Below are 19,142 nucleotides of genomic sequence, written 5' to 3'. Positions count from 1 at the left end.
AGGTAAGTCCCCCGACTTTCCATACATGTTCACGTCAATGCTGAGCGGCAGACAGTACAAGATCGCCTCCCCCTTGACGGAACGCACCCCCTTGCACCACCCTTTCACTACTCAATTAGTGAAAGGGTGGTGCAAGGGCATGGTCGAGTTCCGTATCGACCGGCGCAGCGGCGTCGCCACCTACCTCCAGATCGTCCAGCAGACCCAGCAGGCACTGCGCCTGGGCCTGCTGGAGCCGGGCGACAAGCTGCCCACGGCCCGTGAGGTCGTCGAGTCGACGGCCATCAACCCGAACACGGTCCTGAAGGCCTACCGCGAGCTGGAACGCGAAGGCCTGGTCGAGGCCCGCCGGGGGCTCGGCACCTTCGTGCGGAAGTCGCTGGGCTCCACGCCCACCGACTCCCCGCTGCGCGGCGAGCTGAGCCAGTGGGCCGCCCGCGCCCGCGCCTCCGGTCTGGAGAGGGACGACGTCGCGGCACTGTTCAGCGCCGTACTCGAAGAGCAGTTCACACAGTCAGAGCAGACGCAGCCGAAGCAGCACGTGACCAAGGGGGACCACGCATGACCGACACCGCCATCGAGGCGGCCGCGCTTGCCAAGAGTTACGGGCGGCGGGGCCATGCCCTGCGCGACTGCTCCTTCCGGCTGCCCGCCGGACGGATCTGCGCGGTAGTGGGACCCAACGGCGCGGGAAAGTCGACGCTGCTCGCCCTCGCGGCCGGGCTGCTCAGGCCCACCGAGGGCGCGCTCACCGTGCTCGGCGCCGACCCGGCCACCGCACGCGAGCACGTCGCCTACGTCGCCCAGGACAAGCCGCTCTACCCGCAGCTCAGCATCGCCGACACGCTGCGGCTCGGCGCCGAGCTGAACCACGGGCGCTGGGACGCCGCCCTCGCCGAACGTGTCGTAGGCGAAGGAGACTTGGACCCGGAGCTGCGCGTGCGCACGCTCTCCGGCGGTCAGCGCACCCGCGTCGCACTCGCCCTCGCGCTGGGCAAGCGGGCCGAACTCCTGCTCCTGGACGAGCCGATGGCCGACCTCGACCCGCTCGCCCGGCATCAGCTGATGGGGACGCTGATGTCACAGGCCGCCGAGCACGGCACCACCGTGGTGATGTCCTCGCACATCGTCGGTGAACTGGCCGACTCATGCGACCACTTGCTGCTCGTGTCCGGCGGCCGGGTCCGGCTCGGCGGCGGCATCGACGACCTCGTCGGCGCGCACGCCCTGGTCACCGGGCGCCGCCCCGTCGAGGACCTCGCCCCGCACACCGTCGTCGAATCCCGCGCGACCGGGCGCGGCCTGACCGCGCTGATCCGGCCCGACGGGCCGCTCGGCGAAGGCTGGGACGTCGAAGAGCCCTCCCTGGAGGAACTGTTGCTCGCCCATCTGCGCTCTCCCGAAGCCCCGGCGTTGCTGACGCCGAGCACGGCTCCCGCCGAACACGAGGTGACGGTATGAGTTCTCCTCTCCTTCGCGGTCCGCGCTGGGTGGACGTCCGGCTGCACCGCACCACGCTGTGGACGGTGCTCGGCCTCATCGTGCTCGCGGCCGTCCTGACCGGCTACTTCCGTTGGGCCGCGGCGACCTACCCCGCGACGAGCGACGGATGCGGCACCAGCACCGGCCCCTGTGAGAACACATTCCTCGGCTTCGCCAGCGCACGGGATCTGCTGTACCAGTTCGTGCAGAGCTACTCCCTGGGGATGCTCCTCATCCCCGTCCTGATAGGCGCCTTCGTCGCGGGCCCGGTCATCGCCCGCGAGCTGGAGTCGGGGACCCACAAGCTCGCCTGGACGCAGTCGGTGTCGCCCGCACGCTGGCTGATGTCGAAGCTGGCGGTGTTCGCCGTGACGAGCGTGGCCGGCGGGCTCGCGCTGATGGCGGTCTTCTGGGGCGGCCGGTCCGGTGTCGAGAACATGTGGAATCTGAGTTGGGCCGACCGCGGCGTCTACGAGGCAATCGGCCCGGTCTTCGTCGCGTACTGCCTTCTCGGCGTCATGGTCGGCGCGCTCGTCGGCCTGCTGGTGCGCCGCACCCTGGTGGCCCTTGCCATCGGCGGCCTCGTCACCGGCGTCGTGCTGCTGATCATGGGAAGCGTGCGCTGGCACCTGTTCCCGGCGACCACGGTCTCGGGGCCCGCCTCGGGCACGAGCACGAGCTACACGATGCATGAAACCCCCATGGACTCCATCATCGTGAACATGGGGGTCCGCAACGCCACCGGTGACACCAAAGTCACCCGCTGGTACGCCGACGTCCACCCCCATTCCCACTTCTGGTACGTCCAGTTCATCGAGACCGGCATCGTCCTCGCCCTCACCGCCGCAGCCGCCTACGCCGCGTTCCGCGTGCTCAGGCGCCGTACGGCCTGAAGTCCGGGCCCGGAATGAACAGTCCCCCGGACGTGTAGACGTCCGGGGGACCCCGGCACATGTCCCGCACGTCATGTCGCCGTAACCAGTGATTCAGACTGGCTTGCGACCCTCACTCAATGCAGCCCGCCGTGCCCGACCCTCCCCCCATGAACGGGAAGCTCTTCCTCACCCCGGCACTCTCCGACGCGCCTATCGGAGTCCCCGCGCGGAAGAATGGGGCCATGAGCCAGCCCAGCACGCAAGGTCAGTCCCACCCGTCGCCCACCACCGGCCATGACGGAGACCCTTCGAGCCACGGCACCGTCACACACGCCCAGCCCTCCGTAGGCTCCATCGCCGCTCACCGCCCGCACACGCTGTCGGCCGCGGTGTCCGACCTCGACCCCGACATCGACGCGGATCTCGACGCGTACGACGAGGACGGCCAGATAGGACACGACGGCCAGGAGCTTCCGCAGGGCCGGTTCCTGGACCGGGAGCGCAGCTGGCTGGCCTTCAACGAGCGCGTCCTGGAGCTCGCCGAGGACCCGAACACCCCGCTACTCGAACGGGCTAATTTCCTGGCGATCTTCGCCTCGAACCTGGACGAGTTCTTCATGGTCCGGGTGGCGGGCCTCAAGCGGCGCATCGCGACCGGCGTCGCCACCCGTTCGGCCTCGGGCCTGCAGCCCCGTGAGGTCCTGGAGCTGATCTGGAACCGCTCCCGCGAGCTCATGGCCCGGCACGCCGCCTGCTACCAGGAGGACGTCGCCCCCGGCCTCGCCGACGAGGGCATCCACCTGGTCCGCTGGAACGAGCTGACCGAGAAGGAGCAGTCCCGCCTCTTCACGCTCTTCCGGCAGCAGATCTTCCCCGTACTGACCCCTCTCGCGGTCGACCCCGCGCACCCCTTCCCGTACATCTCGGGGCTCTCGCTCAACCTCGCCGTGGTCGTGCGCAACCCGGTCTCGGGACACACCCACTTCGCCCGCGTGAAGGTCCCGCCCCTCCTCTCCCGCTTCCTTGAGGCCTCCCCCCAGCGGTACGTGCCCATCGAGGACGTCATAGCGGCTCCCGCGCACCTCGCGGAGCTGTTCCCGGGCATGGAGATCCAGGAGCACCACATGTTCCGGCTCACCCGGAACGAGGACCTAGAGGTCGAGGAGGACGACGCCGAGAACCTCCTCAAGGCCCTGGAGAAAGAGCTCATGCGGCGCCGCTTCGGGCCTCCGGTGCGCCTTGAGGTCGAGGAGTCCATCGACCGGAACGTCCTCGACCTCCTCGTGCGCGAGCTGAAGATCAGCGAGGCCGAGATCTATCCGCTGCCGGGCCCGCTCGACCTGACCGGGCTCTTCGGTATCGCGGCCCTCGACCGGCCCGAGCTGAAGTACCCGAAGTTCATCGCGGGCACGCACCGCGACCTCGCCGAGGTGGAGTCGGCTTCCGCGCCCGACATCTTCGCCGCCCTTCGCGAGCGCGACGTACTCCTGCACCACCCGTACGACTCGTTCTCCACGTCCGTGCAGGCCTTCCTGGAGCAGGCGGCCGCCGACCCGAACGTCCTGGCGATCAAGCAGACGCTGTACCGGACGTCGGGCGACTCCCCGATAGTCGACGCGCTGATCGACGCCGCCGAGTCGGGCAAGCAGGTGCTCGTACTCGTCGAGATCAAGGCGCGCTTCGACGAGCAGGCGAACATCAAGTGGGCGCGCAAGCTGGAGGAGGCGGGCTGCCATGTCGTCTACGGCCTCGTCGGCCTGAAGACGCACTGCAAGCTGTCGCTCGTCGTCCGCCAGGAGGGCGACACCCTGGTCCGCTACTCGCACGTGGGTACGGGCAACTACCACCCCAAGACGGCCAGGCTCTACGAGGACCTGGGGCTGCTCACCGCCAAGCAGGAGGTGGGCGCCGACCTGTCCGACCTCTTCAACCGGCTCTCCGGCTACTCGCGCCGCGAGACCTACCGCCGTCTCCTCGTCGCCCCCAAGTCCCTGCGTGACGGGCTCATCTCACGCATCGACAAGGAGATCCAGCACCACCGCGCGGGCCGCCCCTCCTATGTGCGCATCAAGTGCAACTCGATGGTCGACGAGGCCGTCGTGGACACGCTCTACCGCGCCTCGCAGGCGGGTGTGCCGGTGGACGTGTGGGTGCGCGGGATCTGCGCGGTGCGGCCAGGTGTCGCGGGGCTCTCGGAGACGATCCGGGTCCGTTCCGTGCTCGGCCGCTTCCTGGAGCACTCCCGCGTCTTCGCCTTCGGCAACGCGGGCGAGCCCGAGGTGTGGATCGGCAGCGCCGACATGATGCACCGCAACCTCGACCGACGTATCGAAGCACTGGTGAGGGTCACCGACCCGGCACACCGGGCGACGCTGAACCGGCTCCTGGAGACCGGCATGTCGGACAACACCGCCTCCTGGCACCTGGGCGCTGACGGCAACTGGACCCGGCACGCGCTGGATCCGGAGGGCCAGCCCCTGCGGAACGTACAGGAGACGCTCATTGACGCCCGGAGGCGCCGGCGTGGCACAGCTAAACCATGAGACGACGACAGGCGACGTCCTGTCGGCCTATCTTCAGGGCCAGGCCACGGAGTTCCTGCGCTCGCTGCGGCTGCACCGCGAGTCGACGACGGACGCGCAGGGCGCGGAGGAGTCCCTGGAGGCGGCCAGGGCCCTGCGCCGCGCGGCCCGCCGCATCGGCGGCACCCTGCACACGTTCCGCCCGCTCCTCGACCAGGAATGGGCGTCCGGGCTGCGACCCGAACTGGGCTGGCTCTCCGGCACATTGGCCCACGAGCACGCGTACGCGGCCCGCCTTGAGCGGCTCCTTGACGCGCTGCACCGCCTGTCGGGCACGCCGACGGTTCCGGCACCCACGGACCGCGTCGACATCGCTCCCCCTGTGGGCAGGCGTTCCGCGAGGCGGAACGGGTCGGCACAGCCCACAGCGCAGGGTGCGGGTGAACAGGGCGGCGCTCCAAGAGGCCTGACGGTGGGCGCGGCCAAAGCAGCGGCGCTGCTGGAGCGCCAGCTCACCCTCGCCCGCACGCGGGCCCACTCAGCGGCCCTCCAGGCCTTCGGCTCCTCCCGCTTCCACGCGGTCGCGGACAACGTGGCCGTACTGGCCAGCGAGGTGCCGCTCGTCCGGGCGCAGGAGGACCTGAAACCACTGGCGGCAAGGGCCGAGGGCGACCTCGCGGAGGCGATCGCCGCGCTCCCCCTCGGACAGGCGGGCCATCCGTACAACGCGGAAGCCCTGACGTACGGTCTCGCCGCCGAGGCCGACGCCGCGCCCGAGGCCCAGGACGCTCCCTGGCTCAAGACCCGCGCCCTCCTGCGCCTGCACAGGTACGCCCAGGAGGTCCTCACCGGCAGCCCCGGCGACGACCTCCGCCTCGTGGACGCGGGCCACGCCCTCGACCGCCACCGCGAGGCGGCGGACGCCGCGTCGGCGGCGGCGTCGGCCGCCCGCACCCCGCGCATCGCCCCGGCGACGGCGTACGCACTCGGCGTCCTGCACGCCGACCAGCGTCATGAGGTGGAAGCGGCCCGTTTCGCGTTCCACCAGGCCTGGCTCCGCGAGACGGAAACGGTGAGTACCCCATGACGAACGGCGACGGAGATGTCGTACGGGCCGCGGGCTGCGTCCTGTGGCGCCGCTCCCCGTACGACGGCGAGCTGGAGATCTGCCTGGTCCACAGGCCGAAGTACGACGACTGGTCGCATCCGAAAGGCAAGCTGAAGCGGGCCGAGACGCCCCTGGACGGCGCCCTGCGCGAGGTCGAGGAGGAGACGGGCCACCGCTGCATCCCCGGCACCCGCCTCCCCACGGTCCGCTATATCGCCCAAGGCCGCCCCAAAGAGGTCAGCTACTGGGCGGCGGAGGTGGCCGACGGCCGCTTCTCACCCAACAACGAGGTCGACCGCATCCTCTGGCTCTCGCCGGCGGCGGCCCGCAACCGCCTCACCCAACGCCGTGACCAGGAGCTTGTCGACGCCCTTCTCGGCGTCCTCAACCCGGCGTAAACGATCGGCTACTTTCAGTAGCGCATCGCCTAACCAGGCCGACCGCCGAGGTTCACCCCCCGTTCACTCATGCCCATCGGCCGCTTCACCTGCCCTGCCTAATTTCAGCCTTACAACACAACGTAAGACCGCAGAACCGCAGCACGGCAGAACCGCAGGACCGCAGAACCGCACGACGAAGACCTCGCACGCCGCCAGCAAAGGGCCGGCGGCTCCCGGAAGGAAGACCCGAAAGTGAAGCTTCAGCGCAAGAACCGGCTCCGCGCCCTCTCCCTCGGCGCCATCGCCGTCTCCGGCGCCCTGGCCCTCACGGCGTGCGGCTCCGACGACACGAGCGGCGGCAGCGGCGGCAGCGGCGAGAAGACGAGCGCCAACGCCAATATCAAGTGTGATGACGCCAAGGGCCAGCTCGCGGCCTCCGGTTCGTCCGCGCAGAAGAACGCGATCGACGCCTGGCGGAAGGTCTACTCGACCACCTGCAAGGACGTTCAGCTGAACTACAACCCGACGGGTTCCGGCGCCGGCATCACCGCGTTCATGCAGGGCCAGACCGCCTTCGCGGGCTCCGACTCGGCGCTGAAGCCCGAGGAGATCGCGGCGTCGAAGAAGGTCTGCAAGAACAGCCAGGCCATCGACCTGCCGATGGTCGGCGGCCCGATCGCCGTCGGCTACAACGTGCCCGGAGTGGACAACCTCGTCCTGGACGCCGAGACCCTCGCGAAGATCTTCGACGACAAGATCAAGACCTGGGACGACAAGGCGATCGAGAAGCTGAACCCCGACGCCAAGCTGCCCAGCACCAAGATCCAGGCGTTCCACCGCTCGGACGAGTCCGGCACCACGGACAACTTCACCAAGTACCTCAAGGGCGCGGCCCCGTCCGCCTGGTCGCACGAGCCCGGCAAGTCCTGGGAGGCCAAGGGCGGCCAGTCCGCCAACGGCTCCTCCGGTGTCGCGGGCCAGGTCAAGCAGACCGAGGGCGCCATCTCCTACTTCGAGCTCTCCTACGCCGCCGACGGCATCAACACCGTCGACCTGAAGACCGACGCCAAGGAGCCGGTGAAGGCCACCGTCGACAACGCCTCCAAGGCGATCTCCGAGGCCAAGGTCGTCGGCAAGGGCAACGACCTCGCCCTGGAGCTGAACTACAAGCCCACCGCCGAGGGCGCCTACCCGATCACCCTGGTGACGTACGAGGTCCTCTGCGAGAAGGGCAACAAGGCCGAGTCCCTGGCCGCGACCAAGTCCTTCCTGACCTACATCGCCAGCGAGGACGGCCAGAACGTCCTCAAGGAGAACGACTACGCGCCGATCCCGGCCGAGATCATCACCAAGGTCCGCAAGACCGTCGCGGGCCTGAGCTAGCTGAACCGAGTGCGGCCGGCCCCGTGAACCAGGGCCGGCCGCACCGTCCGGTGCACCGCCGCCAGGAGCAACGCCCGCTGAAGAAGCGGTGATCGGCTCCGCAGACCGGAGAATCTTATGGATATACCAAGCAGTACGACCGCACCCCCACCCCCCCGACGCAACGACGTACAGCCGTCGGGCATCACACCCAAGCGTCCGCGCCGCAGCGCCACCCGCCCCGGCGACCGGATCTTCCTCGGTCTCTCGCGCGGCTCCGGCATCGCGCTGCTCGTGATCATGGCCGCCATCGCGGCCTTCCTGACCTACCGCGCGACCCTCGCCCTCTCGGACAACACGGGCAACTTCCTCACCACCTTCGAGTGGGACCCGGCCGGTGGCACCACCGGCGGCAAGCCGTACTTCGGCATCGCGGTCCTGGTCTTCGGCACCGTGGTGAGCTCGGTGATCGCCCTCGTGATCGCCGTCCCCGTGGCCATCGGCATCGCGCTGTTCATCTCGCACTACGCGCCGCGCAAGCTGGCGACCCCCATCGCCTTCGTGATCGACCTCCTGGCCGCCGTGCCGTCGATCGTCTACGGCCTCTGGGGCGCCCTCGTGGTCGCGCCCAATCTGACCGGCCTCTACAGCTGGCTCGACGACTACTTCGGCTGGACCGGCGTCTTCGAGTACCAGGGCGGCGCCCCGCGCTCCCTGATGACGGTCGGCATCCTGCTCGCCATCATGATCCTGCCGATCATCACGAACGTCAGCCGTGAGGTCTTCCTCCAGGTCCCGAAGATGCACGAGGAGGCCGCGCTCGCGCTCGGCGCCACGCGCTGGGAGACCATCCGCATGTCGGTGCTCCCCTTCGCCCGCTCCGGCGTCATCTCCGCCTCGATGCTCGGCCTTGGCCGCGCGCTCGGCGAGACCATCGCCGTCGCCACCGTGCTCTCCCCGACCTTCCTCATCAGCGCGTCCGTGCTCGACCCCGGCGGCGGCACCTTCGCGCAGAACATCGCGAGCAAGTTCAACGAGGCCACCGAGTACGGCCGTGACGCGCTCATCGCATCCGGCCTGGTCCTCTTCATCATCACGCTGCTGGTCAACGGCGCGGCCCGCATGATCATCGCGCGCCGCAAGGAGTACTCGGGGGCCAACGCATGAGCGCCACCATCGTCAAGCCCACGAGCCTGCAGGGCGCACGGCTCCCGCGCTGGACACCGGCCGTCGTCGCACTCGGCTCCGCCGCCGTCGGCATCGGCATCGGGATGGGCGCGGGCCTGGACAGCCGCATCCAGTGGGGCCTCATCGCGGCCATCCTCTTCATCGTCGTCTCGTACGCCGCCGCGGTCGCCGTCGAGGGCGGACGCCAGGCCAAGGACCGCCTCGCCACCTCGATGGTGTGGGTGATGTTCCTCCTGGCCGTCGTCCCGCTGGCCTCGCTGATCTACGAGACCGTGCAGCGCGGCTCGACCGTCTTCAACGGCTACTTCCTGACCCACTCCATGGGCGTGGTCGCGGACGACGAGCCCGGCGGCGGCATCTACCACGCGATCATCGGCAGCCTGGAGCAGGTGCTCCTGGCCTCCGTCATCGCCGTGCCGATCGGCCTGCTCACCGCGATCTACCTCGTCGAGTACGGACGCGGGAAGCTCTCCAAGGTCGTCACGTTCTTCGTGGACGTCATGACGGGCATCCCGTCGATCGTCGCGGGCCTGTTCGTCCTCAGCTTCTGGATCCTGATCCTGGGCTTCGACTTCTCCGGCTGGGCCGGCGCCATGGCGCTCGCCATCCTGATGATGCCGGTGATCGTGCGCTCCACCGAGGAGATGCTCAAGCTCGTCCCGAACGAGCTGCGGGAGGCCTCACTGGCCCTCGGCATCCCGAAGTGGCGGACCATCCTCAAGGTGGTCCTGCCCACCGCGATCGGCGGCATCACGACCGGCGTCATGCTCGCGGTCGCCCGTATCGCGGGCGAGACCGCACCGGTCCTGCTCCTGGTCTGGGTCAACCCCATGATCAACACGAACCCGTTCGAAGGCTCGCAGGCCTCGCTGCCGCTGTACATCTACCAGCAGTACGCGGCGGGCAACCAGGCCGGTTACGACCGCGCCTGGGCGGCGGCCCTCGCCCTCATCGGCTTCATCATGATCCTCAACCTGGCGGCCCGCGGCGTAGCCCGCTGGAAGGCCCCCAAGACGGGCCGCTGACCGCGGCCATCAGCGACCCTCTCGTACCCCTTCGAAAGCAGTGATTTCCATGGCCAAGCGAATCGACGTATCGGGCCTGACCGCGTACTACAGCTCCCACAAGGCCATCGAGGACATCTCGATGACCGTGGAGCCCCGCTCCGTGACGGCCTTCATCGGCCCCTCCGGCTGCGGCAAGTCCACCTTCCTGCGCACCCTCAACCGGATGCACGAGGTCACCACGGGTGGCCGCGTCGAGGGCAAGGTGCTTCTGGACGACGAGGACCTCTACGGTCCCGGCGTCGACCCGGTCGCCGTGCGCCGCACGATCGGCATGGTGTTCCAGCGCCCCAACCCGTTCCCGACGATGTCGATCTTCGACAACGTGGCGGCGGGCCTGCGGCTCAACGGCTCGTACAAGAAGAGCGAGCTGAACGCGATCGTCGAGAAGTCCCTCAAGGGCGCCAACCTCTGGAACGAGGTCAAGGACCGCCTGAACAAGCCCGGCTCCGGCCTCTCCGGCGGCCAGCAGCAGCGTCTGTGCATCGCGCGGGCCATCGCGGTCGAGCCCCAGGTGCTCCTGATGGACGAGCCCTGCTCGGCCCTGGACCCGATCTCCACGCTCGCCATCGAGGACCTGATAGGCGAGCTGAAGGAGCGCTTCACGATCGTCATCGTGACGCACAACATGCAGCAGGCGGCGCGCGTCTCGGACCGTACGGCGTTCTTCAACCTCTCGGCGGTCGGCCAGCCCGGCAAGCTCGTCGAGATCGACGACACGGAGCGGATCTTCTCCAACCCGTCCGTGCAGGCGACCGAGGACTACATCTCGGGCCGCTTCGGCTAGGCCGTACTCCGGCTCTCCTGACTCCTTGCGGTGCTGCATGGCGGTGCCACCGCGAGGGCAACAAAGAAAGGCCCGCCCCTGGCTCCCGGGGGCGGGCCTTTCCTGTGTTCGGGCCGTGCCCCGAAGGGGCGCGGGGAACTGCGCGACCAGCCACAAACTGCTCGCAGCCGAAGACTTACAAGAACGCCAGGTTCACGATCCAGAAACTGACAGCGGCGACGATCGCAGCCGCGGGCATCGTGATGAACCACCCCAGGATGATGTTCTTCGCGACACCCCAGCGCACCGCGTTCACGCGCTTCGTGGCGCCCACACCCATGATCGCGGAAGTGATCACGTGGGTGGTGGAGATCGGCGCGTGGAACATGAACGCGGTGGTGAACATGATGCCCGCGCCGGTGGTCTCGGCGGCGAATCCCTGCGGCGGGTCCAGCTCGATGATCTTGCGGCCGAGCGTACGCATGATGCGCCAGCCACCCGCGTAGGTACCGAGCGAGAGCATCAGCGCACAGGAGATCTTGACCCAGATCGGAATCGGCGCGTCGGCGCTCTGCACATCGGAGATGACCAGGGCCATCACCACGATGCCCATGGTCTTCTGCGCGTCCTGCAGACCGTGCCCGAGCGCCATACCGGCCGCGGACACCGTCTGTGCGATACGGAATCCACGCTTGGCCTTGTGCGGGTTGGACTTCCGGAACATCCACATGATCGCGCACATCACCAGATAACCGACGACGAGGCCGACCACGGGCGAAAGGAACATCGGAATCACGACCTTGTCGAGGACTCCGGACCAGATCACCCCGATTCCACCGGCGAGCGCGGCTCCGACCATTCCACCGAAAAGCGCGTGGGAGGAGGAGGAAGGAAGCCCGAAGTACCAGGTGATGAGGTTCCAGACAATGGCGCCCACCAGGGCGGCAAAGAGGATCCACATTCCCTTGTTGCCTTCGGGCGTCTCGATCAGACCCTTACTGACCGTCTTGGCGACCCCACTGCCCATGAAGGCGCCCGCGAGGTTCATGACGGCGGCCATCGCGAGTGCCGCACGGGGCGTCAGCGCACGGGTGGAGACGGAAGTGGCGATGGCGTTCGCAGAGTCGTGAAAGCCATTCGTGTACGTAAATCCGAGCGCGACGCCAATGGTCACGATCAAAGCAAAGGTGTCCATGGAGAGGCCTCAGGACTCCTTGACCGCGATGGTCTCCACCGTGTTGGCGACGTGCTCGAACGCGTCGGCCGCCTCTTCAAGCACGTCGACGATCTGCTTGAGCTTCAGCACCTCTATGGCGTCGTACTTGCCGTTGAAGAGCTGGGCGAGGAGCTTGCGGTGAATCTGGTCGGCCTGGTTCTCCAGACGGTTGACCTCGATCCAGAACTCGGTGAGGTTGTCCATCGTCCGCAGATTCGGCATGGCCTCCGCCGTGAGCTCGGCGGCTCGCGACAGGACCTCGATCTGCTGCTCGACTCCCTTGGGGAGTTCCTCGACCTGGTAGAGAACGACCAGGTCGACGGCCTCCTCCATGAAGTCCATGATGTCGTCCAGGCACGACGCGAGCTTGTAGATGTCCTCGCGGTCGAACGGCGTGATGAAGGAGGAGTTCAGCTGGTGGAAGATCGCGTGTGTCGCGTCATCTCCAGCGTGCTCCGCGGCCCGCATACGCTCTGCGATCTCGGCTCGGGCGGAGGCGTCAGCCCCGAGCAGTTCCATCAGGAGCTTCGAGCCCGTGACAATGTTGTCCGCGGAAGCGGCGAACATGTCGTAGAAGCTCGTCTCCCTGGGGGTCAGACGAAAGCGCACGTGGGGTCCTCGGGGTGCTTTGGATTCGGTCAGGCTGATGCTAGGCGCATCATCCGGCCACGGCTAACCGGCCAGACCCCAGTGTCGCCCATCAGGCACAGTGATCAGCACGCCCCCCGAGCAATCGAGTATTCTATACCCACTAGGGGTATAGAAAACCAGTTCATGCCAGTTCAGCCAGTGGCTTTTCTATGACTGCCCAGCAGAGTGACTGTCCAAGCAGGAGGACTCGATGACGACCACCGATGCGGCCGGTGTGGCCATGAACACCGAGACGCCCTCCGAGCCCGGCGGCCACGAGCAGGGCGGCCACGAGCAGGGCGTCCACGGCTACCACAAGCAGAAGGACGAGCACCTCAAACGGCTGCGGCGCATCGAGGGGCAGGTCCGTGGCCTGCAGCGGATGGTCGAGGAAGACGTCTACTGCATCGACATACTCACCCAGGTCTCGGCGGGCACCAAGGCCCTGCAGTCCTTCGCCCTCCAACTCCTTGAGGAGCACCTGCGCCACTGCGTGGCGGACGCGGCGGTCAAGGGCGGCGACGAGATCGACGCGAAGGTCGAGGAAGCGACGAAGGCGATCGCGCGCATGATGCGCACCTGAGCTTGAGCCGCGGAGCTTGAGCCGTGCACCTGAGCTTGAGCCGCGCACCTGGTCTTGAGCCGGGCACCTGGTCTTGAGCCGGGCACCTGGTCTCGAAGCGAAGTGAGATGAAGTGAAGTGAAGTGAAGGGACGCGGCAGGGCCCGGGCCACTTCCCCACCCCGGCGGACCGGGGTTCACTCCGGGACTAGTCCCGGTTATCGCCCCGCTGCCCCACATCGGTGGAGACTTTCAGGACCTCGTCAATGCGGTCGGCACTCAGCCGATCCTCACCGGCGGCGGACGCCGCGATGATGAGTTCACCGCACAGCTCGATCTCGGCAAGGGCAACGTGGTCCTGAACGGTCGTACCGCGCACCAGAGCCACGTTCATCACCTCTTCCTGACCTTGCTTCCTGCCGGTACCGACTTCCTAGAGTAGGGAGCGGCCTACGCACCGCGCATGGCACGGACGGACCATTTCCGCCACCGGTACGACTAGCCGGGTCGACTAGCCGAGTCGACCAGCCGGGTCGACCAGCCGAGTCCTTACTTCTCCGCGATCTTCCCCGCGAAGATGTCCTCGCTCGCGGGCAGCCGCACGTCCACCCGCACCCCGAAGTCGAAGAGCAGCGTGGTCGACGCGACCGCCGCGTTCGCGACACTGAACTGCTGCCGCAGCTTCCGCAGCCGCCCTTCCTCGTCGACGTACGCGTCGAACGGCACACGGCCCTTGCTGAACCCTTTCGCCGCCGCCCTCAGGGCCGGCCGCTGCCCCTCGGAAGCGGACTTCGCGGCGCTCGGCAGGTCCGCGACCCCGCGGTAGTGCCGCACCTTCACGCCCGCCACCGTCGTCTCCCCGACGTACGACGCCTTATGCACGCCCCGCAGCAACTCCGCGGCGGCGAGCGGATCGGTGGCCCCGCCCGTGACCAGGTTGCCGTCCGAGAGCGCCGCCGTGTCGATCCGTACCCACTTGTCCGCGGGGACCCCGGCGCCGCGGTTCTTCATGTAGAGCGCGCCGCTCGCCATCAGCTCGGTGATGGGGCGGTGCTCGTCGTCCCCGGCGGGATCTTTCGGAAGAACGACCACGAACCGCCCCACCTGCCGCCTGAAGTCGTACGATCCCTGCCCACGGATGGTCACGCGGGTGCCCCCGCTGGCCATCTCCATGGACGTACGCGCCTTGGAAGTCCCCGCTCGGGCAAGGGCGTCGGCGGATTCCCGCACCACGTCGACGGCGTCGGCGGCACGCCCGTCGTCAGCGACGGCGCCACCCCCCGAACATCCCGTGGCGACGGCCATGAGACTCACCGCCGCGGCCGTGAGGACCGCTCCGCCTGTGCGCCTTTGCTGCTGACCCATCGCCCGACTACCCCCAAGCTTTCCCGCGAGGTCTGTAGCCCCCTGTCGTTCCGTGTAACGACCGGTACGTTGACCCGTCACGCGCAAGGGCGTTCACCCGGCGTGGGTACGGTGGAGTCGTGGCCCAGGAGCAACAGGACGAACCGCACCGCACGACGACGGTCGAGCAGGGCCGCTTCTGCGCAGCCCGGTGCAGCTGCGGCTGGCGCGGCCCGGCCCGCAGAGCGCGCAGCAAGGCCCGGACGGACGCAGAGTCCCACCTGTCGGGCGCGTAGCCTCCCCGGCTGCTCCCCGGCCGCTCCCCGGCCGCTTCCCGGCCGCTTCCCGCCAACTCCCCTGCCTGCTCACCGGAACCCACGGGCCCCGTACGCCGTCTCGTACTCCGTGGGAAGCAACGGGAGGCGGGTCATGGAACGACGTACGTTCATCAGCACCACGGCGGCGGCGACGGCGGCTACGGCCTTCGCGGCAGCGGGTTGCAGCAGCTCCGGCGGGGGCGGCGGCGGTGACGTCACCTCCCGCGGCGCGGCCGGCTCGCGCTCCGGCACTCCCCTGCGCACGTCGAGCGCCGCCGCGTCCGCCGCGTCGAACCTCACCGCCCTCGCCAAGGACCTGGACGGCACCCTGGTCAAGCCGGGCGAGGCACAGTGGGCGGCGGCCCGGCAGCTCTACAACACCCGCTACGACAAGCTGAAGCCGACGGCGGTCGCATACGTCGCCAACCCCGACGACATCCGTACGACCCTGGCCTACGCCCGCGCGCACGACGTCCCGGTCTCCATACGCAACGGCGGCCACTCCTACGGGGGTTGGTCGTCCGGCACGGGCCGCCTGATAGTCGACGTGTCGAAGCTGAACAAGACACGCGCCAGTGGTTCGACGGCCACGGTCGGCGCGGGCGCGAAGCTGATCGACGTGTACCGCGCGCTCGCCGCGAAGGGCGTGACGATCCCCGCGGGCTCCTGCCCGACGGTAGGCATATCGGGACTCACACTGGGTGGCGGCCACGGAGTGGTGTCACGGGCGTACGGCCTGACCTGCGACAGCCTGACGTCGGCGACGCTCATCACGGCGGACGGCAAGCAGCTGACGGCGAGCAGGAGCGAGAACAAGGACCTCTTCTGGGCGCTGCGCGGCGCCGGGAACGGGAACTTCGGCGTGGTGACGGAGCTGAGCTTTCGCACGCACGCGGCCCCGCAGGGCGTCTCGGCGTACATGACCTGGCCCTGGTCGAAGGCGGCGGCGGTCATCAAGGCGTGGCAGGCGTGGGGCCCCGACCAGCCGGACGAGATCTGGTCGTCCGCGCACCTGGCGAACACGCCGGGCGGCACGCCCACGGTGTCCATCGCGTGCTTCTCCCTCGGCACGTACGGCGAACTGCAGAACGCGGTGGACCGCCTGGCCGACAAGATCGGCGCCCCGGCGCGCAGTGTCTCCCTCAAGCGGCGCTCGTACGAGGAGTCGATGGAGGTCTACGCGGGCTGCTCGTCCTTCGCGTCGGACGCCCAGTGCCATCTGCCGGGCGCGACGCCGGGGCGGAGCACGCAGGGCGCGCTGAACCGCGAGACGTACGCGGCGAGTTCGGACTTCTTCGACCGCTCCCTCTCGGCGGCGGGCATCCGCGCGCTCCTCTCCCAGGTGGAGAACGTGACCGGCGCGAGCGGGGGCAGCATCGCGCTGACCGCGCTCGGCGGCGCGATCAACCGGGTCGACCCGACGGCCACGGCCTTCGTCCACCGCCGCTCGCGGATGCTGGCGCAGTACATCGCCTCCTGGCGCCCGGGCACCTCCGGCAAGCCGGCCCAGGCCTGGCTCAAAACCGCCCATGGGGCAATGGCCCGATACGCGTCGGGCGCGGCGTACCAGAACTACGCGGACCCGACCCTGAGCGACTGGCGCAAGGCCTACTACGGTTCGGCGGCGGCCCGCCTGAAGACCCTGAAGAAGCAGTACGACCCGAACCGCTTCTTCGACTTCCCCCAGGCACTGTGACCGGCAGCCGGAGCCTTGAACGCCGTTGATTCACCGGCTCCGCCGAGTTCGTCCTCAAACGCCGGACGGGCTGGAAATCCAGCCCGTCCGGCGTTTGAGGACATCTTGTTCGGGGTCTGGGGGCGGACAGGCCTGTACCCCGTACGGCCGTCCCCGCAACCCGAACAGCGCACCCGACACGCCCTCAGGTGGCCCACTCCCCGGGACCCCGCTGCTCTGGATGCATGACCCCGCGAATAGCCAAGGCCGCAGCAGCCACAGCCGTCCTCCTGACCCTGGCGGCCCCCGCGGCCCAAGCCGCCACCACGGAACCCGCCCACCCGGCCGCAGGCCCCCTCACGGCCGCCTCCGCAGGAGTGACCGCGGCAGCGGCCGGCACAGGCTGGTGGCTACTGAAGCGGCGCCGAGCGGAGGCGGACACGGGAACGGGAACGGGAAGGGGAAGGGGAAGGGGAAGGGGAAGGGGAAGGGGGACGGGAACGGCCGCTACGCCGCGAGATCCCGCTCATCCGGACCGGAGGCCGACGCGGAGGGCTGGGGAAACTCCGCCACGGCCTCTCCCCGAGGCTTCGCCCACACCAGCCAGCCGCCCCGCCCAGTCCGCCCAACAGCCTTCGCGACAGGCGTGAGCAGAGCCATGGCCAGCGGCGAAAGAAGCAACACGACAGCCGTTCCGAGCGCGAATCCACCGACGACGTCCGTCGGATAGTGCACGCCCATAAAGACCCGGCAGAAGCCTTCGAGCAGGGCGAGAGCTATGCCGACAAGGCCGAACTTCCGGTTGGCCACGAAAAGCCCGACGCCAAGAGCCATCGCGAGCGTCGCGTGATCGCTCACGAACGAGAAGTCGGTCTTTCCGTGCGCAAGGAGCTCAAGGCCGTCATGGTCCTTGAAAGGATGACGTCGCTCGACAAATCCGCGGATCGGCACATTCACCAGGACGGCGATCCCGGCCGCCAACGGCGCCCAGACAACAGCGGCGACAGAGGAGGCGGCCTCATCGAGCGCCCCGCGCTTTCGCTGCCCCCACCAACACCAGACGACGAGCAGAACAAGCGCGAGCAACAGCCCGTACTCACCGACGAATGCCACCGACTTTGCCAGCCAGTCCGGCGAATCCTCAGCCAGGCCGTTGATGTCGTAGAGCAGGCTGACGTCGGGGTTCGACCCGGTTGTGTCGAGTCCAGCCATGGTGCTGCGGCCCCTTGTCTCCTCGCCTCGGACGCACCTTGCCGTGCGCCCTTCCATCAACCCCCGTGGTCAGTGCTGCTTGCCGCGTGATCAATGCCGCTCGCTACTACTGGGTGGTCGCGCCCCTACACAGTCAAGGGAACGCGTAGTCCCCCGCACTACGTTCCACTCTCTACCGAATGATCACGCAGACGTTATCGAAGAGAGATACATCGTCGCAGCTCAGAGAAGTGTACTGACAGAGAGTTCAAGCCACATCACGCCCCGCACACACCTACACGAGGCCCCCATTTCGGAACCCTCCAGGGACCTTCAGCCCCTCGGCCCGCTGCCCCTCCGCCCCTCCGCCCCTCTATCCCTCAGGCGGCCGACGGCTTGTCGGGCACGGCATTCGCGCCGTCCTCGGTGACACGGGTCGCGCCGAAGTAATCAGGCGTATCGATCGGGTCGAACCGGATCACCGCACCGGCTCGCGGGGCGTTAATCATGTAGCCCCCGCCGACGTAGATCCCGACGTGCCGGATGGCGCGGGAATTGGTGAGGTCGTCGGAGAAGAACACCAGGTCGCCCGGGAGCAGTTCGTCCCGTTTGGGATGTGGTCCGGCGTTGTACTGGTCGTTCGCGACGCGCGGCAGATCGATATCCACGCTGCGATAGGCGGCGAGCGTAAGGCCGGAACAGTCGAACCGTCCGCCTTGCTCGGCGGTTCCATTGCCGCCCCACAGATACAGCGTGCCGAGCTTCTTCTGCGCGTAGTAGATGGCTCCCGCCGCCTGCTGCGAGGGCTGCACCCTGCTGGTGGGCCGGGCGAAGCTCTTCTCCAGGTCCGTGATGGTCTTCACGTAATTCTGGGTCTCGCTGTAAGGCGGTACGCCGCCGTACTTGATGACGGCGTACGCCCCCGCGTTGTACGCGGCGAGCATGTTCTTCGTCGGGCTTCCCGGGGCGTCCTTCACATAGCTGGCGAGTTTGCAGTCGTACGAAGCGGCGGACGGGATGGCGTCCTCCGGGTCCCAGACGTCGCGATCACCGTCGCCGTTGCCGTCGACCCCGTGCGTGGCCCAGGTCCCCGGGATGAATTGCGCTATCCCCTGGGCCTTGGCCGGGCTCTTGGCGTTCGGGTTGAACCCGCTCTCCTGGTACAGCTGCGCGGCGAGCAGGGCGGGATTGATGGCCTTGCACAGGTTGCCCCACTTCTGCACGAGGGGCTGATAGCTACTGGGGACAGCGCCCTTGGCGAGCGCCACACTCCCGCCCCCGCCGCCGCCCTCCATGCTCCCGGCGGCCATGTACGTCCCCACGACGAGCAGGGCGATGAAGCTCATCGCCCCGCTGGCGCCGACGGCCGCGACCAGCCACGTCTTACGCACCGTCAACCACCCCTCACCCCGCGGGAGTCCACCGCGCCTCAGTGTAGAGGTGGGACCTGTGCCTTAGGGG

At 68.4% G+C, this 19,142-nt stretch carries 19 protein-coding genes; 13 read left to right on the top strand and 6 right to left on the bottom strand.

Annotated features, from left to right (window positions below):
• Nucleotides 1-139 precede the first annotated feature (139 nt).
• The 10 genes from ACFVXC_RS38855 (at nt 140) to pstB (ending at nt 10,768) form a co-directional block, all read left to right on the top strand.
• Nucleotides 140-565: a GntR family transcriptional regulator gene (locus ACFVXC_RS38855; protein ID WP_389915799.1), complete on the top strand. Its 426-nt coding sequence runs from the start codon at nt 140-142 to the stop codon at nt 563-565.
• Nucleotides 562-1,461: an ABC transporter ATP-binding protein gene (locus ACFVXC_RS38850; protein ID WP_389915796.1), complete on the top strand. Its 900-nt coding sequence runs from the start codon at nt 562-564 to the stop codon at nt 1,459-1,461. The genes ACFVXC_RS38855 and ACFVXC_RS38850 overlap by 4 nt, the downstream gene beginning before the upstream one ends.
• Nucleotides 1,458-2,375, top strand: a complete 918-nt coding sequence (locus ACFVXC_RS38845) for an ABC transporter permease (RefSeq protein WP_389915793.1) — start codon at nt 1,458-1,460, stop codon at nt 2,373-2,375. The genes ACFVXC_RS38850 and ACFVXC_RS38845 overlap by 4 nt, the downstream gene beginning before the upstream one ends.
• A gap of 119 nt (nt 2,376-2,494) precedes the next feature.
• Nucleotides 2,495-4,900: an RNA degradosome polyphosphate kinase gene (locus ACFVXC_RS38840; protein ID WP_389915790.1), complete on the top strand. Its 2,406-nt coding sequence runs from the start codon at nt 2,495-2,497 to the stop codon at nt 4,898-4,900.
• Complete coding sequence (locus ACFVXC_RS38835) at nt 4,881-5,966, top strand: CHAD domain-containing protein (RefSeq protein ID WP_389915788.1); 1,086 nt, start codon at nt 4,881-4,883, stop codon at nt 5,964-5,966. The genes ACFVXC_RS38840 and ACFVXC_RS38835 overlap by 20 nt, the downstream gene beginning before the upstream one ends.
• Entirely contained in the window at nt 5,963-6,385 is a 423-nt protein-coding gene (locus ACFVXC_RS38830) for an NUDIX hydrolase (RefSeq protein WP_389915786.1), read from the top strand. The genes ACFVXC_RS38835 and ACFVXC_RS38830 overlap by 4 nt, the downstream gene beginning before the upstream one ends.
• A gap of 234 nt (nt 6,386-6,619) precedes the next feature.
• A complete protein-coding gene (gene pstS, locus ACFVXC_RS38825; RefSeq protein WP_389915783.1) occupies nt 6,620-7,750 on the top strand; it encodes a phosphate ABC transporter substrate-binding protein PstS in 1,131 nt (376 codons plus the stop codon).
• A gap of 117 nt (nt 7,751-7,867) precedes the next feature.
• A complete protein-coding gene (gene pstC / locus ACFVXC_RS38820; protein WP_389915780.1) occupies nt 7,868-8,896 on the top strand; it encodes a phosphate ABC transporter permease subunit PstC in 1,029 nt (342 codons plus the stop codon).
• Entirely contained in the window at nt 8,893-9,942 is a 1,050-nt protein-coding gene (pstA, locus tag ACFVXC_RS38815) for a phosphate ABC transporter permease PstA (protein WP_389915777.1), read from the top strand. The genes pstC and pstA overlap by 4 nt, the downstream gene beginning before the upstream one ends.
• 49 nt (nt 9,943-9,991) lie before the next feature.
• Nucleotides 9,992-10,768 carry a phosphate ABC transporter ATP-binding protein PstB gene (gene pstB / locus ACFVXC_RS38810; protein ID WP_389915774.1) on the top strand — a complete coding sequence of 259 codons (777 nt, stop codon included), beginning with the start codon at nt 9,992-9,994 and terminating at the stop codon, nt 10,766-10,768.
• Nucleotides 10,769-10,943: 175 nt separating this feature from the next.
• On the opposite strand, the gene ACFVXC_RS38805 is transcribed toward pstB, so the two are convergent.
• Nucleotides 10,944-11,942, bottom strand: a complete 999-nt coding sequence (locus tag ACFVXC_RS38805) for an anion permease (protein WP_389915771.1) — start codon at nt 11,940-11,942, stop codon at nt 10,944-10,946.
• A 9-nt stretch (nt 11,943-11,951) separates the two neighbouring features.
• The gene (locus ACFVXC_RS38800) at nt 11,952-12,572 is read right to left on the bottom strand and encodes a DUF47 domain-containing protein (RefSeq protein WP_389915768.1); all 621 of its coding nucleotides are present in this window, start codon (nt 12,570-12,572) and stop codon (nt 11,952-11,954) included.
• 232 nt (nt 12,573-12,804) lie between these two features.
• On the opposite strand from ACFVXC_RS38800, the gene ACFVXC_RS38795 reads away from it, so the two are divergent.
• Nucleotides 12,805-13,176: a metal-sensitive transcriptional regulator gene (locus tag ACFVXC_RS38795; RefSeq protein WP_389915765.1), complete on the top strand. Its 372-nt coding sequence runs from the start codon at nt 12,805-12,807 to the stop codon at nt 13,174-13,176.
• Nucleotides 13,177-13,362: 186 nt separating this feature from the next.
• Here ACFVXC_RS38795 and ACFVXC_RS38790 read toward each other — a convergent pair whose 3' ends face one another.
• Both ACFVXC_RS38790 and ACFVXC_RS38785 read right to left on the bottom strand, forming a co-directional pair.
• Nucleotides 13,363-13,548, bottom strand: coding sequence for a hypothetical protein (locus tag ACFVXC_RS38790; protein WP_389915762.1), 186 nt, complete (start codon nt 13,546-13,548; stop codon nt 13,363-13,365).
• A gap of 155 nt (nt 13,549-13,703) precedes the next feature.
• A complete protein-coding gene (locus tag ACFVXC_RS38785) occupies nt 13,704-14,519 on the bottom strand; it encodes a hypothetical protein (RefSeq protein ID WP_389915761.1) in 816 nt (271 codons plus the stop codon).
• Nucleotides 14,520-14,638: 119 nt separating this feature from the next.
• Here ACFVXC_RS38785 and ACFVXC_RS38780 point away from each other — a divergent pair, with 119 nt between their 5' ends.
• Nucleotides 14,639-14,794, top strand: a complete 156-nt coding sequence (locus tag ACFVXC_RS38780; protein WP_389915759.1) for a hypothetical protein — start codon at nt 14,639-14,641, stop codon at nt 14,792-14,794.
• A gap of 133 nt (nt 14,795-14,927) precedes the next feature.
• The gene (locus ACFVXC_RS38775) at nt 14,928-16,511 is read left to right on the top strand and encodes an FAD-binding oxidoreductase (protein ID WP_389915757.1); all 1,584 of its coding nucleotides are present in this window, start codon (nt 14,928-14,930) and stop codon (nt 16,509-16,511) included.
• Nucleotides 16,512-16,997: 486 nt separating this feature from the next.
• On the opposite strand, the gene ACFVXC_RS38770 is transcribed toward ACFVXC_RS38775, so the two are convergent.
• Nucleotides 16,998-17,702, bottom strand: a complete 705-nt coding sequence (locus ACFVXC_RS38770; RefSeq protein ID WP_389915755.1) for a phosphatase PAP2 family protein — start codon at nt 17,700-17,702, stop codon at nt 16,998-17,000.
• A 359-nt stretch (nt 17,703-18,061) separates the two neighbouring features.
• On the bottom strand, nt 18,062-19,072 hold the full coding sequence (locus ACFVXC_RS38765) for an NlpC/P60 family protein (protein WP_389915752.1): 1,011 nt from the start codon (nt 19,070-19,072) through the stop codon (nt 18,062-18,064).
• Nucleotides 19,073-19,142 lie beyond the last annotated feature (70 nt).

Origin of the sequence: Streptomyces sp. NPDC058257 (genome assembly GCF_042881845.1) — a bacterium.
In the GTDB taxonomy this organism is placed as follows: Bacteria; Actinomycetota; Actinomycetes; order Streptomycetales; family Streptomycetaceae; genus Streptomyces.
This window is presented reverse-complemented; position numbering and strand designations above follow the sequence as displayed.

Coding starts and splice junctions, on each gene's coding strand:
- ACFVXC_RS38795 (WP_389915765.1), top strand. CDS start 12,805: ATGACGACCACCGATGCGGCCGGTGTGGCCATGAACACCGAGACGCCC.
- ACFVXC_RS38850 (WP_389915796.1), top strand. CDS start 562: ATGACCGACACCGCCATCGAGGCGGCCGCGCTTGCCAAGAGTTACGGG.
- pstC (WP_389915780.1), top strand. CDS start 7,868: ATGGATATACCAAGCAGTACGACCGCACCCCCACCCCCCCGACGCAAC.
- ACFVXC_RS38840 (WP_389915790.1), top strand. CDS start 2,495: ATGCAGCCCGCCGTGCCCGACCCTCCCCCCATGAACGGGAAGCTCTTC.
- ACFVXC_RS38805 (WP_389915771.1), bottom strand. CDS start 11,942: ATGGACACCTTTGCTTTGATCGTGACCATTGGCGTCGCGCTCGGATTT.
- ACFVXC_RS38855 (WP_389915799.1), top strand. CDS start 140: ATGGTCGAGTTCCGTATCGACCGGCGCAGCGGCGTCGCCACCTACCTC.
- pstB (WP_389915774.1), top strand. CDS start 9,992: ATGGCCAAGCGAATCGACGTATCGGGCCTGACCGCGTACTACAGCTCC.
- ACFVXC_RS38770 (WP_389915755.1), bottom strand. CDS start 17,702: ATGGCTGGACTCGACACAACCGGGTCGAACCCCGACGTCAGCCTGCTC.
- pstA (WP_389915777.1), top strand. CDS start 8,893: ATGAGCGCCACCATCGTCAAGCCCACGAGCCTGCAGGGCGCACGGCTC.
- ACFVXC_RS38775 (WP_389915757.1), top strand. CDS start 14,928: ATGGAACGACGTACGTTCATCAGCACCACGGCGGCGGCGACGGCGGCT.
- ACFVXC_RS38785 (WP_389915761.1), bottom strand. CDS start 14,519: ATGGGTCAGCAGCAAAGGCGCACAGGCGGAGCGGTCCTCACGGCCGCG.
- ACFVXC_RS38845 (WP_389915793.1), top strand. CDS start 1,458: ATGAGTTCTCCTCTCCTTCGCGGTCCGCGCTGGGTGGACGTCCGGCTG.
- ACFVXC_RS38790 (WP_389915762.1), bottom strand. CDS start 13,548: ATGAACGTGGCTCTGGTGCGCGGTACGACCGTTCAGGACCACGTTGCC.
- ACFVXC_RS38830 (WP_389915786.1), top strand. CDS start 5,963: ATGACGAACGGCGACGGAGATGTCGTACGGGCCGCGGGCTGCGTCCTG.